Origin of the sequence: Salsuginibacillus halophilus (assembly GCF_003014715.1) — a bacterium.
Lineage (GTDB): Bacteria > Bacillota > Bacilli > Bacillales > Marinococcaceae > Salsuginibacillus > Salsuginibacillus halophilus.
In genome coordinates this window covers 129,310-146,854 of the sequence record NZ_PYAV01000009.1, presented here as the reverse complement: position 1 = coordinate 146,854, position 17,545 = coordinate 129,310, and the positions used below count along the sequence as shown (strand labels likewise).

The following is a 17,545-nucleotide window of genomic DNA, read 5'->3' as shown; positions in this document are numbered from 1 at the left end:
GTCTTGGCTGGTGAAAACAAAATGTATGTTGAGGTACTAGAAGCTATTCAGCACCTCATCCACAATGATGGTTTAAAAAAAGGGGACCGTCTTCCGTCAGAGCGGGAATTGAGTGATCGGCTGAATGTTGCACGTTCTTCAGTCCGAGAAGCACTGCGCGCCTTGGAAGTGCTCGAACTCATTGAAACACGCCGGGGCGGCGGCACATATATTTCAGGTGTTGGTGGGCGCCGGCTTGTTGAACTCATTGCTTCTTTTATCTTAAAGGATGAAGATGCTCGTGAGGATTTGAAAGAAACGCGCAAAATTATTGAGGCAGAAGCGGTCCGCCTTGCCTGCCGTCGTTCTACAAAAAAAGATATTGAAGGAATTGAAGAAAATGTAATAAAGTATGAGAAAGCAATTGCTGCTGGAGAGGTTCCGGTTGAAGAAGATTATACCTTTCACCATTTAATGGTTAAAACCTCTCATAACAACCTGCTGCATCATATATGGATTCCACTCGTAGAATACAGCAAAGCGGCTATCAAAGACTCCTTGGATCGAAGCGGGCGTCCTCGTCAAGCGCTTTATGAACACCGGGAAATTGTTGAAGCTGTTAAGGCCGGTCGCGAGGAGCAGGCTGTAAATGCACTTACCCAACATTTGGATCGCAGCATGTTTTAATCAGGCTGATCAGCCATATGGAACAGAAAGCGTCTCGTTATTTTCACGGCGTTTTCTGTAATTGTAATGAGGTGGCACAATGTTTAAAGACTTTTTCACAAAGAAGCGAAAATACGCAACCATTCCATCGGAGCGTCAGCAGCCGAGCAAAATGAACGATGGCGTTATGACAAAGTGTCCTTCGTGCAAAACAATCGTTTATTCAAAAGAACTGAAAAAAAACGATAATGTCTGTCAAAGTTGCGGGCATCACTTTCCACTCGGTGCGTGGGATAGGATTCAAAGCTTGTGTGATGAAGGTAGTTTTAGGGAATTCGACCGGGGAATGACTTCGGTAGATCCTTTATCATTCCCTGATTATGCTGAGAAACTGGAAAAAGATCGCCAAAAAACAGGATTGAATGAAGCTGTTGTTACCGGACAAGCTGAAATTGAATCGCATCCGTTGATCCTTGGTGTTATGGATTCACAGTTTCGGATGGGGAGTATGGGTTCAGCTGTCGGCGAAAAAATTGCTCGGGCATGTGAAGCGGCAGCTGCAGAGGAACTTCCGTTTGTTCTTTTCTGTGCTTCTGGGGGGGCACGTATGCAGGAAGGTGTCTTAAGTTTAATGCAGATGGGTAAGACAAGCGCTGCGCTAAAACAGCTTGATCGTCAAGGGCTGTTGTTTATTTCTGTTTTGACGCATCCAACAACGGGTGGGGTATCTGCAAGTTTTGCATCGCTTGGAGATTACAACCTTGCTGAGCCGAAAGCAACGATTGGTTTCGCCGGACGGCGTATCATTGAGCAGACCATTCGCCAGGAGCTGCCTGAAGACTTTCAAACATCGGAGTTTTTATTGGAGCACGGCCAGCTTGATCGCGTCGTGAAACGGACAGAACTACGCACTACCCTTGCGATGCTGTTAGACATGCACGCATCTTAAAGTTTGCCGAAAGGAGGTGGACCGCGTGGGACAACATTTACCATTTGAACAGCCGGTGGTTGATTTAAAGAACAAGATTGCTGAATTAAAGGCATTCACAAATGATCAAGAAATTGACTTAAGTGAAGAAATTCGAGAGCTTGAAGAACGACTCACCCAGCTTGAACATCGGGTGTACGAAGAACTTGAGCCTTGGGATCGTGTCCAGATTGCACGTCACGGTGAACGCCCAACAACTTTAGATTATGTAGAAGCGTTATTCACCTCGTTTCTTGAACTGCATGGGGACCGGCTGTACGGAGATGATGCAGCAATCGTCGGTGGTGTAGCTAAATATAAATCACAACCGGTAACTGTCATCGGTCATCAGCGCGGCAAAGATACAAAAGCAAATCTTTACCGTAACTTTGGAATGCCGCACCCGGAAGGCTACCGTAAAGCTTTGCGTTTAATGAAACAGGCAGAAAAATTCCGGCGACCAATCATCACTTTCATTGATACAAAAGGGGCTTACCCTGGGCAGGCGGCTGAAGAGCGCGGCCAAAGCGAGGCGATCGCCCGGAACTTATTAGAAATGGCTGGCTTAGAGGTACCTGTCATTTGTATTGTGATTGGTGAAGGCGGTAGTGGTGGTGCCTTAGGGCTTGGCGTCGGTAATCGAATGTATATGCTTGAAAACGCTACGTACTCTGTCATTTCGCCGGAGGGGGCGGCAGCGCTGCTTTGGAAAGATGCAGGGTATGCAAAAGAAGCAGCCGAGACGATGAAAATTACAGCCCCGGATTTGTATGAGCTCGGCATCATTGATGAAGTGATCCCGGAAGTCCGTGGCGGTGCACACACCAACTTTGAAGTGCAGGTGAACGAAATTGATGCTGTACTAGAGCGGTCACTTCAAGAATTAAGTAGCTTAAGTAGTGATCAGTTAGTTCATGATCGTTACGAAAAGTTTAAGCAGATTGGATCTTATGCTGAAAATGAAGAAGAAGTGTAAACAAAGTGCTGTTCGTCCAAGTGGGACGGAGGGCACTTTTCGTATGAAAAATAAGCGAAAACGTTTACTTTTTATGAATGGGTTTGCCGCGGACGCGAAATGCTGTATTATATGAAAAAGAGTTCACTTAGGTACAGCCAAAACCAGGCATGGCAGGAGTTTTCCATGGTGTATAGTTATAAATTGTTTTGGTTGCACGTAGATTGAGGTTAAATTTAAGGAGGTCAACAAACGTGAAAAACATCGCAATTTTAACGAGCGGAGGCGATTCTCCGGGCATGAATGCAGGTATTCGTGCTGTCGTGCGTAAAGCTATTTATCACGGCGTCAATGTTTACGGCATTCGGTACGGTTATGCAGGGCTGTTAAATCGTGATATTGAGCAGCTGCATGTTGGCTCTGTCGGCGATATCATTCACCGCGGCGGTACAATGTTAAACACTGCGCGCTGTGAAGAGTTTAAAGAACGTTCAGGTCAGGAAAAAGCAGTCGAAGTACTTGAAGAGTTCGGTATTGAAGGGCTTGTTGTCATCGGCGGCGACGGTTCTTTTCAAGGGGCACAAAAATTAACAGAGCTCGGTTACCCGACCATTGGTGTACCGGGAACGATTGATAATGATATTCCGTTTACAGACTATACAATTGGTTTTGATACAGCCTTAAACACAGTGATTGAAGCGATCGACAAAATTCGTGATACAGCAACTTCACATGAGCGTACTTATATTATTGAAACGATGGGGCGCGATGCAGGGGATATCGCCCTATGGTCCGGCCTTGCAGATGGCGCAGAAACCATTTTGATTCCAGAAGTACCGCAAGAAATTGATGAAGTTGTAGATCGCTTAAGGCGCGGGCATGAGCGTGGCAAAAAGCACAGCATTATCGTACTTGCCGAAGGGGTTGCAAGCGGTCCGGAAATGGCTCAACGGATTAAAGATACTACCGGAGATGATAACCGGGTGACAGTACTTGGTCATATTCAACGTGGTGGTTCTCCGACAGCTTACGATCGTGTGCTAGCTAGTCGCCTCGGTGCGGCAGCGGTTGAAATGCTGCTAGACGGTGAGCAGGGTAAAATGGTCGGTATCCAAAACAATGAAGTGTGCAGCGAGTGGATTAAAACCGCCCTTGCCCAGGAGCATACAATTGATCACAGCATGTACCAACTATCACGCGAGCTGTCAATTTAACGCGAGTTTCTAGCGGGAATAGGGAAAACAAACAGTAAGATTTATTTGGAAGATATTTTGTTAGGAGGAGCGTTATGCGCAAAACGAAAATTGTATCAACGATCGGACCGGCAAGTGAAGACAAAGCGATGCTTAAAGAGTTAATTGGTGCTGGGATGAATGTGGCTCGAATGAACTTTTCCCACGGTGACCATGATGAGCATGCGGCACGTATTCATTCAATTCGTGAAGCTGCAGAAGAAATGAATGCCACTGTTGGGATTCTGCTTGATACGAAAGGACCGGAGATTCGTACCCGGGACATGGAAGACGGTGCTGTAAGCTTGGAAGAAGGTCAGGAGCTTACCGTTACAAGTGAAGATGTCTTAGGTAATGCAGAACGGATTGCTGTAACTTATGACAAGCTTGCTTATGATCTTCAGCCTGGATCCAAGATTTTGTTAGACGATGGCTTAATTGAACTTGAAGTGACTTCAATTGGCGAAACAGATGTGTACACAAAAGTACTTAACAGTGGTCTTTTAAAAAATAAAAAAGGTGTAAACCTGCCGAAAGTCAGCGTAAGTCTGCCTGGCATCACAGATAAAGACGCTGCTGACATCCGTTTTGGTGTTGAACAAGGCATTGACTTTATTGCTGCTTCGTTTGTCCGCCGTGCAAAAGATGTATTGGAAATTCGCGAACTGCTTGAAGGGGAAGGCGCAGAAGACATTCAAATCATTCCAAAAATCGAAAACGAAGAAGGACTTAATAACCTCGAAGAAATTCTTGAAGTGTCCGATGGTTTGATGGTTGCTCGTGGTGACTTAGGTGTAGAGATTCCTGCAGAAGAAGTACCGCTTGCACAAAAGTCAATGATTCAGCTTTGCAACCGTGAAGCAAAGCCGGTGATTACTGCAACACAGATGCTTGATTCAATGCAGCAAAACCCGCGTCCGACCCGAGCAGAAGCAAGTGACGTGGCTAATGCAATTTTTGATGGCAGCGATGCGGTTATGCTCTCTGGTGAAACTGCAGCTGGAGATTATCCAAAAGAAGCAGTGCAAACGATGAGCAATATTGCCGTTCAAACAGAAAAAGCATTGAACTACGAGGAAATGCTTGCCAAGCGTAGTATGCAGAGCCGGGTGACAATTACAAATGCGATCAGCCAATCAGTAGCGAATACAGCACTTGACCTTGGCGCAGGTGCTGTATTGACTGCAACAGAAAGCGGATATACCGCTCGGATTGTTTCAAAATTCCGTCCTCAATCGCCAATCATTGCCGTTACAAGTAATGAACGTGTCGTACGCCGCTTGTCGCTCGTGTGGGGCGTTACACCGCTGCACGGGAAAAAAGCAGAAACAACGGATGAAATGCTCGACATTAGTGTAAGTGAATCCCTGCGTTCCGGCATCGTAAGCCACGGCGATCTCGTTGTAATTACAGCTGGTGTACCTGTGGGTGAAACAGGGACAACCAACATTATGAAAGTGCATATCATTGGTGAAGTGGCTGCTCGCGGTCAAGGCATTGGACGCAAAACAGCTTCAGGAAAAGTAACGGTGGCAAACTCGGCTCAAGAAGCTTCAGATAAGATGCAAGAAGGTCGAATTCTGGTCACCAAGAGCACTGACAAAGATATGATCGATGCTTTTGAAAAAGCGTCTGCAGTTATTACAGAAGAAGGCGGTTTAACCTCTCATGCAGCGGTCGTCGGCTTAAACTTAGGCATTCCTGTCATTGTAGGTGTTGATAATGCCACAAGCATTTTCACTGATGATGAAGAAATTACAGTTGATAGTGCACGCGGTGATTTGTACAAAGGCCATGCAAGTGTATTATAATTAAGAGAAGGACAATCCTTCTCTCGGCGTGTAGACAAACTTTCAAGAAAAGCGGAGGCTGATGTCGCTTTCCGGCGGACGATTGCACCAGGCACGGCCTCAACTTCCTCGGCAGAAAGTCACTGCCTGCGGGATTTTCGGCTCGCGCTGTTCTTGGTGGCGTCGCCGCCGATCTTTGTCAGCCGCTCTTTATTTTATACTTGGGCTAGGTGTCTGGCACGCTTTTTTGTGCCTGACACCTAAAAATATTGATCTTTTGTTAAAGTGAATCGTTAGCTGAAGCCAAGCCCTCTGGAAAGCGTCTGTCTTTCGTTTCGGTTACGTTTATGATTCGGTTTTTCCCTCTTAATAGGGCAACCCGCAGAGCTCGGAGCAGTAAGCTGTACGTGAACCTTAGATTTTGTGCTTTGTCGACAGTCTGAGAGAAGGACGAATCTTCTCTTTTTTAATTTTAATGTGATAAAGGGGATACCGTATGGGACGAATTTTATTGTTGCTTTTGTTAGTCGTGCCGACGGTGGAAATGATCATTTTAGTTGCTTTTGGTCAATGGATAGGTTTTTGGCCGACGGTTGCAATGGTGGTATTGACGGGGGTACTTGGTGCCTGGCTTACAAAACGAGAAGGCATGCAAACGATCAGAACAGCCCAGTTGCAAATGCAGCAGGGAGAAGTCCCACAAGGTTTAATCATGGATGGCCTCTGCATTCTTGTAGGTGGTGTTGTACTATTAACCCCGGGATTTATCACCGACGTGATAGGTTTTATCCTCCTCCTTCCACCGACACGCGGTTATATTAAAGCAGCTTTACAGCGTGTATTTCAAAAAATGATTCAAAGTGGTCAAATTATTATACGCCGCCCGTAATTTTAAAAAGCCCGCTTAGTCTGCGGACTTGCGGGCTTTTTTATTATCGGAATTATTAAAATTTTGACAGCGGATACACAGAATCTAGTTCATTGATTCACAAAAGTGAAAAAAATGTTTATAATTGATATTGGTTGCGGATTCTCTAATACATAGATTTGCAGCCTGGATCTTCGGGAAAAGCAGGTATTGTGCACCAATGAACCTGTATTCTCACAGGAAATGACGCAGCAGTTTCGAATTTGCAGAATTTCGAAAACGAGTATTACAAAGAAAAGGAGAGATAACGATGAGCACAACACGCGGTCTCGAAGGTATCGTTGCCACTCAATCCAGCGTAAGCTCTATCATCGATGATCAGTTAACATATCAAGGTTATGACATTGATGATTTAACAGAAAATGCTTCTTTTGAAGAAGTTATTTATCTTTTGTGGAACGGTCGTCTTCCTAAAGAAGATGAATTGAAAACCTTTACACGTGATATTGCAGAAAATATGGAAGTGCCACAGCCGATTTTCGATTACATGAAAAATTATGATATTGAGAACGTACATCCGATGGCTGCGCTGCGTACTGCAGTATCACAGCTTGGTTTGTATGATGACGAAGCTGATGTTATGGATGAAGCAGCGAACCAGCGGAAAGCTGTACGCCTCCAAGGTAAAGTGCCGGGAATTGTTACCGGATTTGCCCGTATTCGCAATGGGAAAGAGCCAATTGCACCGAAAACGGACTACAGTTTCGCCGCAAACTTTTTGTATATGTTAAATGGTGAAGAGCCGGATGAAATTTCGATTGATGCGTTTAACAAAGCGCTCGTCCTCCATGCAGACCACGAGTTAAATGCCTCAACGTTTACAGCGCGTGTTTGTGTTGCGACGCTCTCCGACATTTATTCCGGTGTCACGGCTGCAATTGGTGCGTTAAAAGGTCCTTTGCATGGAGGAGCCAATGAGCGTGTGATGGCGATGCTTAACGAAATTGGTAGTGTTGATCAAGTTGAGCCTTACATTCGTAAAGCATTTGATAACAAAGAAAAAATTATGGGCTTTGGTCACCGGGTTTATCAGCAGGGCGATCCGCGGGCAAAACACTTGCGGGAAATGTCTCATAAGCTGACAGAAATCACAGGTGAATCAAAGTGGTATGACATGTCCATGAAGGTTGAGGAATTGGTGACAAACGAGAAAGGTCTTCCACCAAATGTGGATTTCTACTCTGCTTCTGTATATCACAGCCTCGGTATTGACCATGACTTGTTCACACCAATCTTTGCCACAAGTCGTGTGTCTGGTTGGCTGGCTCATATTCTTGAGCAATACGCAGACAATCGTCTGATCCGTCCACGTGCTGAATACGTTGGCCCGGATAAGCAGAAGTTTATCCCGATTGAAGAGCGCTAAGGTTTCGGATAAACTGAAGGCAGGGTGAAATTAGGGCCCTGCTTTCCCGTCCTGCGCTTTACATAGAATGGGCGGGGAAACAACGAGATCAACTACAATTAAAGGAGGTCTGCCAGCTATGGCAAACGGAGAAAAAATTACAGTAAACGATGGGAAATTGAATGTACCGGACAAGCCGGTCATTCCATATATTGAAGGTGACGGTATCGGCCCTGATATTTGGGCTGCAGCTTCCCGTGTACTTGATGCTGCGGTAGAAAAAGCATACGGCGGCGAAAAAGCAATTGAATGGAAAGAGATCCTTGTCGGTGGTAAATCGCATGACCAAACTGGTGAGTGGCTTCCGGATGAATCGCTTGAAGCAATCCGCGAATATTTAATCGCAATTAAAGGACCTTTGACAACGCCAATCGGCGGCGGCATCCGTTCCTTGAACGTAGCGCTGCGTCAAAAGCTGGACTTGTTCACCTGCCTGCGCCCGGTACGCCACTTCACTGGAGTACCATCCCCTGTGAAAGCGCCGGAAGACGTAGACATGGCGATCTTCCGTGAAAATACGGAAGACATTTACGCTGGTATTGAATTTCAGGAAGGTACAGACGATGCGAAAAAGGTTATCGACTTTCTCCGTAACGAAATGGGTACGAACAACATTCGTTTTCCTGAAACTTCCGGTATTGGTGTGAAACCCGTATCTAAAGAAGGTACGGAGCGCCTCGTACGTGCTGCAATTCAGTATGCGCTGGATGAAGGACGCGAAAATGTGACGCTTGTTCATAAAGGTAACATTATGAAGTTCACTGAAGGCTCCTTTAAAGAGTGGGGCTACAACTTGGCAGAAACTGAATTTGCTGATCAAGTCTTCACTTGGCGTCAATACGATGAAATTGTAGAAAAAGAAGGTAAAGAAGCAGCAAATAAAGCAGAAGATGAAGCAGTTGCAAACGGAAAGATCGTTGTTAAAGATTCAATTGCTGATATCTTCCTTCAGCAGATTTTGACGCGTCCGAAAGAGTTTGATGTCGTTGCAACGATGAACTTAAACGGTGATTATATTTCCGATGCACTTGCTGCACAAGTTGGCGGCATTGGTATTGCACCGGGTGCGAACATTAACTACGAAACAGGCCATGCGATCTTTGAAGCAACGCACGGTACAGCACCAAAGTATGCAGGACAAGACAAAGTTAATCCGTCTTCTGTTATTTTGTCCGGCGAGTTAATGCTTCGTCACCTTGGCTGGTTTGAAGCAGCTGACCGCGTACTGCAATCGATGGATAAAACGATTGGCAGCAAAGTTGTAACGTATGACTTCGCTCGTTTGATGGACGGCGCTACAGAAGTGAAGTGCTCAGAATTTGCAGATGAGTTGATTAAGAACCTTTAATATAGTCTAGGAGGAAACCGATATGGCAAACCATCGCAAAAAAATCTCTGTGATCGGCGCTGGTGCAACCGGTGCTACAACTGCACTTATGGTGGCGCAAAAAGAGCTGGGCGATGTCGTCCTGCTTGATATTCCGGACAATGAAAGCTCAACCCAGGGCAAAGCGCTCGATATGCTTGAGTCCACACCGGTGACCGGGACAGATGTGAACATTATCGGTACTTCTGATTATGCAGAAACAGCCGGTTCTGAAGTTGTCGTCATTACAGCTGGCATCGCTCGTAAACCTGGGATGAGCCGTGATGATCTTGTGAATACAAATGCAAAGATTATGGAATCTGTTACGAAGGAAGCGGTTAAGCATTCGCCGGACTGCTGCATCCTTGTACTAACGAACCCGGCGGATGCAATGACTTATGCGGTTTATCAAGCATCGGGTCTGCCGAAAAACCGTGTTTTTGGACAATCTGGTGTACTCGATACAGCCCGTTTTCGAACGTTTGTAGCGCAGGAACTGGGTGTGTCGGTTCAAGATGTTCAAGGTTTTGTGCTTGGTGGTCATGGTGATGACATGGTGCCGCTCATTCGTTACTCCAGCGTCGGTGGTGTTCCTTTATCAAAGCTGCTTCCACAGGATCGGATTGATGCCATCGTGGAGCGGACACGTAAAGGCGGCGGTGAGATTGTTTCACTGCTTGGCAATGGCAGCGCTTATTACGCACCGGCATCCTCCATTACAGAAATGGTTGAAGCTGTAGTTAAAGATAAAAAGCGCGTGCTTCCTTCCATTGCCTACCTTGAGGGTGAGTATGGCTACAATGATTTATACGTTGGCGTACCGACAATTCTCGGCGGTGAAGGCGTGGAAAAAATCATTGAGCTTGATTTGACAGATGACGAAGCAAAAGATTTTGCAACCTCAGTCGATTCTGTGAAAAGTGTCATGGGTTCTCTTCCTGAGATTGAATAAGAATATGGTATACTAAGGGCGGTCCTTCAGGATCGTCCTTCATTTTTGAGCAAAGTGACAGGAGGGAGCTTATGTCAGAGAAACAATTGTTAGTTGTAGATGATGAAGCGTCGATTGTAACGTTGTTGACTTATAACTTAGAACAGGCCGGTTATAAAGTAGATTCAGCTTCGACAGGGCGCGAAGCTCTGCAGCGTGCGGAAACAAATGCTTATGATTTGATCATTCTTGACTTGATGATCCCAGACATCGACGGTTGGGAAGTTTGTCGGCGTATACGACAGCATCACCGTTTTATTCCCATTTTGATGCTGACAGCAAAAGATGATGAGTTTGATAAAGTTCTCGGTCTTGAAATGGGGGCCGATGATTATATGACAAAGCCCTTCAGCCCACGAGAGGTTGTCGCGCGGATCAGAGCAATTTTACGCTTGGTCGGGGAAATGAGACCTGCGTACGTTGAAGCATCTGAAGAACAAGATCCAGAGAAAGCCTTACAAATTGATGCTTTAAAGGTTTATCCAGAACAGTACGAGGCTTACATGAATGAGGAGCTTCTGGAATTGACACCGAAAGAATTCGAGTTGCTTTTGTACTTTCTGAAGAACGCAGGCCGGGTGCTTTCACGTGAGCAGCTCTTAAATGCTGTATGGAACTATGAGTTTGCAGGTGACACGCGCATTGTAGATGTACATATTAGTCATTTACGTGAAAAAATCGAGCCTAATCCAAAAAAGCCAAGTTATATTAAAACGGTGCGTGGTTTAGGGTACAAGATGGAGCTTTCGACGAATGCGTAAATTTAGTCAGCGGCTGATTTTAAGTATTATGCTGATCGTTTTATTTGTGCTTGGTGGCGCAGGCTTTGTCATGGGCCAAATTTTAAATAATGCGTATTTAGAGCAGATTGAGGAGCGCTTAGAGAACGAAGCAGAACTTGCAGCGATGTATGTAGCACAAACAGATGCATCAAATGATGAAGCGGTGCAACAAGCTGCTGAGCGCCTTGGCCTTCGCTTAACTTTATATGATCGCACAGGCAGCGTGGTCAGCGACTCACTTGAATCATCAAATACAGGATCAGCTATGCCTGAAGAAGGGACAGATATTGCTTACAGCGAAGCCATAGGAGAAGAAGCTCTTAATGTCACGGCTTTGATAGACCATGAAACAGATACGGACGGGTGGATACGGCTTGCACTTCCGGTAAGTGAAACTGCAGGTATCACGCGAAGTATTTGGGTTGGTATAGGTGCAACGTTTACAACAGCGTTTTTATTTATATTAATGTTAAGCTACCGGGTGGCCGGCCAGATCGTTGCCCCGGTATCACAAGTGAAGCGTGCCGCATCAAAGCTTGCAGAAGGTGATTTTAAAGTTCGGGTTCAAAAAAGCAGCTCTGACGAAATTGGTGATTTAACAGATTCGATGAATGTGCTTGCGAAAAATTTGGATCAATTGACTTCAAGGTATAAACGTCAGCAGGAGCGTATGGAAACGTTAATTGAACATATGGGCAGCGGTTTAATGTTCATTGATCACCGTGGCCGTTTTATTTTAATGAACTGGACTGCATTTTCGATGTTTCGACTTGATGAACAAACATGGCAGGATCAGTTGTATTACGATGTATTAGAAAATGATGATTTAATTGAAAGTATTCAACATGTGTTTTTCACAGAAGAGAGTGTTCACCGTCAAATCCACATGGTGCATGGGGTATCAACTTATCATTATGACATTTATGCTGCGCCGGTGTTGAGTCAGTCAGAAAAATTACGCGGCACCGTCGTCGTTCTGCATGACATTACAGAATTAAAGCGTCTAGAGAAAGTCCGTAAAGATTTTGTGGCCAATGTCTCCCATGAATTGAAAACACCAGTGACTTCAATTAAAGGATTTGCTGAAACTTTGCTTGATGGTGCGATGGATGTGGCAGAACATCGCGAAGAATTCATACGCATTATTCAAAAAGAGAGTACTCGCTTAGAGGAGCTCGTTGTTGATTTACTTGAGCTTTCAAAAATTGAACAAGGGAACTTTAATATTACCTTTATGGCCGTTGAGCTGGACCAAGTATTTGAGGAAGCGCGGGCGTTAATGGCAAAGCGGGCGGAAGAAGCAGGTATTGAACTTGTTGTGGATGCCCCTGTTGGGCTTGTGATCGCAGGTGATGCTTCAAGGATGAAACAAATTGCGATTAATTTAATTACGAATGCAATTATGTATACACCAGCCGGAGGTACAGTCCGCATGAGCGCAGCAGAACATGCAGAAGAAGTTGAGGTGTGTGTGGTGGATACAGGGGTTGGAATCGATCCGGAAGAAATCCCGCGTATTTTTGAACGTTTTTACCGTGTGGATAAAACGAGAAGTCGCCATTCCGGTGGTACCGGTCTTGGACTTGCAATTGTTAAGCATCTTGTTGATGCCCATAACGGTCAGATCAAAGTCGAGAGTCAGCCGGGAGAGGGCACGACCTTCCGATTATTTTTCAAGAAAAAGACGAATTAAGTTCACATGGTTGGTACAATGAAAAAATTGTAATATAATAATCAAGTATGTCAGTAAACAGCTGTATACAGCAGTCAATTGAACTGACTGCTGTATATCCATTACATAGGATTGATTTTAAAGAGGAGGCGTAGCAAGTGTCGATTAAACAAGCGATAGCAGCTTTGTTTGCTGGACTAGGTGTGTTACTGCTCGGCTTGTTTCTTATTACCGGCTGGTACACAGTCGATGAATCAGAACAAGCTGCAGTTATTACACTCGGTCAAGTTGAACAAACGGTGTCAGAACCCGGCTTAAACTTTAAGCTGCCATGGCCGATTCAGCGTGTTGAAGTGTTAGATGCTTCAACGCAGTCAACGCGTGTCGGTTATGAAGAAGAAGATGGAGAAGTTGTTGATTATTCAGATGAAGCGAAAATGATCACAGGGGATGAAAACATCTTATTTGTAGACCTTGTGGTGCAGTGGCGGATTACAAATCCTGCATCTTACTTATTTAATGCAGCTGAGCCTGAAGATATTTTATACAATGCGACCTCGGCATCTTTAAGAGGTGTCATTGGTACATCTGAAGTAGATGATGTCTTAACGGATCAGCGCGCTGAAATTGAAGGTCTGGTGTTTGAAGAACTAGAGGAACGGATGAACTCTCATGCGGTTGGGATTACAATTCTTGATGCGAAACTGCAGGATGTAGAATTGCCGACAGATGAAGTCCGCTCAGCCTTTACAGCGGTTACAGATGCAAGAGAACAGAGGTTGACGAAAATCAACCAGGCTGAAAGGTACCGTAATCAGGAAATTAATGAAGCTGAAGGTGAAGCAGACGCAAAAATTTCCCGCGCTGAAGGTGACCAAGCGGAGCGAGTCGAAGAAGCTCGTGGTACAACGGCACAGTTTGATGAATTGTTTGCTGAGTACACAAATGATCCGGAAGTGACCCGGCAGCGTCTCGTCTTAGAAACGCTTGAAGATGTCTTACCAAATACAGAGCTTTATATTATGGATGGCGAAAACGAAACGATTAACCACCTGCCGATCCGGCCGCTTGAACGAACCCCGAGCGGTGTAGAAGGGAGCGGTAACGAATGAGCGATGAAAATGTCGTAAATTTTAATGGTAATCAGGAGCAACGGCCGTGGTGGAAAGAGCCTGTCTGGTTGAGGACACTTGTGATACTCGGCGTCTTGATCGCCGGTATTGTTGTCGTCATTGCCAATTTGTTTGTTGTCGAGCAGGATGAATATAAAGTCGTCCGTCAGTTCGGTGAGGTTGTACGTATTGAAGAAGATCCGGGTTTAAATATTAAAGTACCATTTGTTCAATCGGTAGAGGCTGTTCCGCGTCATCAATTAAATTATGACGCGCCGACAACAGAAATTAATACCCGGGATAAAAAGCGGGTGCTTGTGGATAATTACGTTGTCTGGTACGTCAGCAACCCAGCTTTAATGATTGCCAATGCTCGTTCGGTGGAAAACTCAGAGTCTATTATGGCGAACTTTATGAACTCTGTTCTCCGCTCTGAGCTCGGGCAGATGGATTATGATGAAATTATTAATGAAGAAGAGTCTTCACGCGGAGACTTTAATGAAAACCTGCAGACTGCTGTAAATGAGCTGCTTGATGAAAACGATTATGGGGTGTCCGTCGCTGATATCCGGGTGAAGCGTACCGATCTGCCTGAAGATAATGAGCGTGCCGTTTATGACCGAATGGTGTCTGAGCGTGAGGCGACTGCACAAGATTATTTATCTGAAGGTGAGGCAGAAGCTAACCGGATTCGTGCAAACGCAGATCAAGAAGCGCAGGAGCTTTTAGCTGAAGCAGAAGCGGATGCTGAAGAAATCCGGGCAGAAGGTGAAGCAGATGCAGCGGAAGTTTACAACGACTCTTTCGGGCAGGATCCGGAGTTTGCCCAGTTGTACCAAACGCTGCAAACGTATGAAACAACCATTGATGATGAAACTGTCATTGTCCTGCCGGCAGATGCACCATATGCCCGTATTTTAATGGGATATTTAGATTAATAGAAAAGCTGCCTCGGTATGTGCCGGGCAGTTTTTTTCGTTAAGGTTCTGTATCCGCAGATTTACTGTGGATATGATAAAATAACAGGAGAATTAATGGACGGTTGACTTTTTAAGGAGGTTAAATTTTTGAGTAAATTAGTATTGCTTGATGGAAACAGTGTTGCTTTTCGCATGTTTTTTGCGCTGCCGTTACTTAGTAACGACCAAGGTGTGTATACAAACGCGGTGTATGGATTTACAAAGGTGCTTCTAAAAGTTCTGGAAGAAGAGCAGCCAACGCATATGGCGGTTGCCTTTGATGCCGGGAAAACAACCTTCCGTCATGACACGTACGAAGCTTATAAAAGCGGGCGGGAAAAAACTCCGGATGAATTATCAGAGCAGCTTCCACTTTTACGCGATGTACTTGATGCATTTGGTGTACAGCGGTTTGAGCTGGAAAACTATGAGGCAGATGACATTATCGGTACGTTGGCTAAGGAAGCAGAAGGAGAAGGCTTTCAAGTTAAAGTTTTTTCCGGTGATAAAGATTTATTACAGCTTGTATCTAAACAAACTTCGGTGGCGTTCACACAGAAAGGGATCAGCGATGTACATACGTACGATGTCACTGCTTTTCACGAAGCTTATGGGCTCGAGCCTGCGCAGCTCGTTGATTTAAAGGGGCTGATGGGTGACAGTTCGGATAATATTCCAGGTGTTCCTGGTATCGGTGAAAAAACGGCACTAAAAATGTTAAAAGCACATGGCGATGTCGAAGGTGTACTGAGCTCGATCGAGCAAATCTCCGGTAAAAAGACGAAAGAGCGTTTGCAGGAACATCAGGACCAAGCCCGGATGAGCCGTGATTTAGCTGTGATTCGGACGGATGTTCCGCTCACAGAAGGTGTCGAGGCAACGGCATACGACTCATGGAATTATGAAAAAGTGGTTGAACTGTTTCAAAACCTAGGCTTTCAGTCTTTATTAAAAGAGCTCGAAAAAGAAGCAGGGATTGAGCATAAGCTTGACGATATTGAGGTAGCGCTTCAAAAAACTTTTACAGAGGAAATGACAGCCTCACCTGCAGCACTTGTGGTAGAAACACCGGATGAAAATTATCACCACAGTCCCGTGTGGGGAATTACGGTTTCCAACGAAAACGGAACGTTTGTGATGGAGCTTGAAGATGCGCTTGCTTCTGATCGCTTTAAGCAGTGGGCAGGAGATGAATCGAAAGAAAAAGTTGTCTTTGATGCAAAGCAGACAACCGTTGCGCTCGGCTGGCAGGGCGTTCACTTGCAAGGGGTGCGGTTTGATGCGTTAATCGCCTCTTATTTAATTGACCCATCAGCTTCAGCTCACGATTTAGCCGCGATTGCTGAGCGTCAGCACGGTGACTCAGTTCTTCATGATGAAGATGTATATGGAAAAGGTGCCAAACAGCAAAAACCAGGTGTAGATGAACTAGCCCAGCATATTGGCAGAAAAGGGGAGGCGCTGCTTAAGCTGCAGCCGGTCTTACTTGAAGCATTGAAAGCGAATAATCAAATTGATTTATTTGAATCACTCGAGATGCCGTTGTCGCTCATTTTAGGGAGAATGGAAACTTACGGCGTTCAAGTGGATGAAAAACAGCTACAAATGATGGGTGAAGAGCTGAACGAAACGCTCACCAAGCTCGAACAAGAAATTCATGAACTTGCAGGTGAAGCGTTTAACATTAATTCACCAAAGCAGCTCGGACCCATTTTGTTTGAAAAGCTGGAACTGCCGGTATTGAAAAAAACGAAAACGGGCTACTCCACTTCTGCGGATATCCTTGAAAAACTGCAGGATGAACATGAAATCATTCCAAAGCTGCTTCATTACCGCCAGGTATCAAAATTAAAATCAACGTATGTTGATGGGTTGTTGAAAGTAGTCCACCCATCAACAGGAAAAATTCACACGATGTTTAATCAGGCAATTACCCAGACCGGACGCTTAAGTTCAGCAGAGCCGAACTTGCAAAACATTCCCATCCGGCTTGAAGAAGGCCGAAAAATTCGTAAAGCTTTTATTCCATCTCAAAACGACTGGATGATTTTAGCCGCAGATTATTCACAAATCGAATTACGGGTACTTGCGCATATGTCCCAGGACGAGCGTTTAATTGAGGCCTTTCGTGAGGATATGGATATCCATACGAAAACAGCGATGGATGTTTTTCAAGTTCAGCCTGAAGAAGTTACTGATCAAATGCGCCGCAGCGCGAAAGCTGTAAACTTTGGTATTGTATATGGTATTAGCGATTACGGTTTATCCCAAAGTCTCGGAATTTCGAGAAATGAAGCACAGTCGTTTATAGACACGTACTTTGCTACTTATCCGAGTGTGAAAGCTTATATGGACGAGCAGATTGAAAACGCCCGTGAACAAGGGTATGTAACGACGCTTATGCACCGCCGGCGTTACTTGCCGGAGATTACAAGTAAAAACTTTAACCGACGCAGTTTTGCTGAACGTACAGCAATGAATACCCCAATTCAAGGAAGCGCGGCAGATGTTATAAAAAAAGCAATGGTCGATGTTGAACAGGCATTGATCGATGAAGGTTTAGAGAGCCGCCTGCTCTTACAAGTACATGACGAGTTGATTTTTGAAATCCCACCGCATGAACTTGATGCAATGAAACGCCTTGTGCCGCGCGTTATGGAAGGAACGATTGAATTAGACGTACCACTGCAGGCAGATGTTGCCTATGGTGATACGTGGTATGATGCGAAGTAAGGAGTTTA

The 17,545-nt window shown here is 45.1% G+C and carries 14 protein-coding genes; all 14 read left to right on the top strand.

Annotation, left to right across the window (positions count from 1 at the left end; genetic code table 11):
- Window positions 1–3: 3 nt before the first annotated feature.
- The 14 genes from B0H94_RS10305 (at window position 4) to polA (ending at window position 17,537) form a co-directional block, all read left to right on the top strand.
- On the top strand, window positions 4–666 hold the full coding sequence (locus B0H94_RS10305; protein ID WP_245893959.1) for a FadR/GntR family transcriptional regulator: 663 nt from the start codon (window positions 4–6) through the stop codon (window positions 664–666).
- Window positions 667–745: 79 nt separating this feature from the next.
- Window positions 746–1,594 (top strand): acetyl-CoA carboxylase, carboxyltransferase subunit beta, encoded by an 849-nt coding sequence (accD, locus tag B0H94_RS10300; RefSeq protein ID WP_106589182.1) that lies wholly within the window; start codon window positions 746–748, stop codon window positions 1,592–1,594.
- 25 nt (window positions 1,595–1,619) lie between these two features.
- Window positions 1,620–2,588, top strand: a complete 969-nt coding sequence (accA, locus tag B0H94_RS10295) for an acetyl-CoA carboxylase carboxyl transferase subunit alpha (protein ID WP_106589181.1) — start codon at window positions 1,620–1,622, stop codon at window positions 2,586–2,588.
- A gap of 233 nt (window positions 2,589–2,821) precedes the next feature.
- Window positions 2,822–3,781 carry a 6-phosphofructokinase gene (gene pfkA / locus B0H94_RS10290; protein WP_106589180.1) on the top strand — a complete coding sequence of 320 codons (960 nt, stop codon included), beginning with the start codon at window positions 2,822–2,824 and terminating at the stop codon, window positions 3,779–3,781.
- A gap of 74 nt (window positions 3,782–3,855) precedes the next feature.
- Complete coding sequence (gene pyk, locus B0H94_RS10285) at window positions 3,856–5,610, top strand: pyruvate kinase (RefSeq protein ID WP_106589179.1); 1,755 nt, start codon at window positions 3,856–3,858, stop codon at window positions 5,608–5,610.
- Window positions 5,611–6,085: 475 nt separating this feature from the next.
- Window positions 6,086–6,478, top strand: coding sequence for an FxsA family protein (locus B0H94_RS10280; protein ID WP_106589178.1), 393 nt, complete (start codon window positions 6,086–6,088; stop codon window positions 6,476–6,478).
- Between the two features lie 289 nt (window positions 6,479–6,767).
- The gene (citZ, locus tag B0H94_RS10275; protein WP_106589177.1) at window positions 6,768–7,883 is read left to right on the top strand and encodes a citrate synthase; all 1,116 of its coding nucleotides are present in this window, start codon (window positions 6,768–6,770) and stop codon (window positions 7,881–7,883) included.
- Window positions 7,884–8,001: 118 nt separating this feature from the next.
- The gene (gene icd / locus B0H94_RS10270) at window positions 8,002–9,270 is read left to right on the top strand and encodes an NADP-dependent isocitrate dehydrogenase (RefSeq protein WP_106589176.1); all 1,269 of its coding nucleotides are present in this window, start codon (window positions 8,002–8,004) and stop codon (window positions 9,268–9,270) included.
- A 22-nt stretch (window positions 9,271–9,292) separates the two neighbouring features.
- Window positions 9,293–10,240 (top strand): malate dehydrogenase, encoded by a 948-nt coding sequence (mdh, locus tag B0H94_RS10265; RefSeq protein ID WP_106589175.1) that lies wholly within the window; start codon window positions 9,293–9,295, stop codon window positions 10,238–10,240.
- 71 nt (window positions 10,241–10,311) lie between these two features.
- The gene (locus B0H94_RS10260) at window positions 10,312–11,040 is read left to right on the top strand and encodes a response regulator transcription factor (protein ID WP_106589174.1); all 729 of its coding nucleotides are present in this window, start codon (window positions 10,312–10,314) and stop codon (window positions 11,038–11,040) included.
- Window positions 11,033–12,754, top strand: coding sequence for a two-component system histidine kinase PnpS (gene pnpS / locus B0H94_RS10255; RefSeq protein ID WP_106589173.1), 1,722 nt, complete (start codon window positions 11,033–11,035; stop codon window positions 12,752–12,754). The genes B0H94_RS10260 and pnpS overlap by 8 nt, the downstream gene beginning before the upstream one ends.
- Before the next feature lie 137 nt (window positions 12,755–12,891).
- Entirely contained in the window at window positions 12,892–13,845 is a 954-nt protein-coding gene (hflK, locus tag B0H94_RS10250; protein ID WP_106589172.1) for an FtsH protease activity modulator HflK, read from the top strand.
- Window positions 13,842–14,783: a protease modulator HflC gene (hflC, locus tag B0H94_RS10245; RefSeq protein ID WP_106589171.1), complete on the top strand. Its 942-nt coding sequence runs from the start codon at window positions 13,842–13,844 to the stop codon at window positions 14,781–14,783. The genes hflK and hflC overlap by 4 nt, the downstream gene beginning before the upstream one ends.
- A gap of 129 nt (window positions 14,784–14,912) precedes the next feature.
- Window positions 14,913–17,537, top strand: coding sequence for a DNA polymerase I (polA, locus tag B0H94_RS10240; protein WP_106589170.1), 2,625 nt, complete (start codon window positions 14,913–14,915; stop codon window positions 17,535–17,537).
- Window positions 17,538–17,545 lie beyond the last annotated feature (8 nt).

Coding starts and splice junctions, on each gene's coding strand:
- accD (WP_106589182.1), top strand. CDS start 746: ATGTTTAAAGACTTTTTCACAAAGAAGCGAAAATACGCAACCATTCCA.
- B0H94_RS10260 (WP_106589174.1), top strand. CDS start 10,312: ATGTCAGAGAAACAATTGTTAGTTGTAGATGATGAAGCGTCGATTGTA.
- mdh (WP_106589175.1), top strand. CDS start 9,293: ATGGCAAACCATCGCAAAAAAATCTCTGTGATCGGCGCTGGTGCAACC.
- icd (WP_106589176.1), top strand. CDS start 8,002: ATGGCAAACGGAGAAAAAATTACAGTAAACGATGGGAAATTGAATGTA.
- citZ (WP_106589177.1), top strand. CDS start 6,768: ATGAGCACAACACGCGGTCTCGAAGGTATCGTTGCCACTCAATCCAGC.
- pnpS (WP_106589173.1), top strand. CDS start 11,033: ATGCGTAAATTTAGTCAGCGGCTGATTTTAAGTATTATGCTGATCGTT.
- pyk (WP_106589179.1), top strand. CDS start 3,856: ATGCGCAAAACGAAAATTGTATCAACGATCGGACCGGCAAGTGAAGAC.
- B0H94_RS10280 (WP_106589178.1), top strand. CDS start 6,086: ATGGGACGAATTTTATTGTTGCTTTTGTTAGTCGTGCCGACGGTGGAA.
- hflC (WP_106589171.1), top strand. CDS start 13,842: ATGAGCGATGAAAATGTCGTAAATTTTAATGGTAATCAGGAGCAACGG.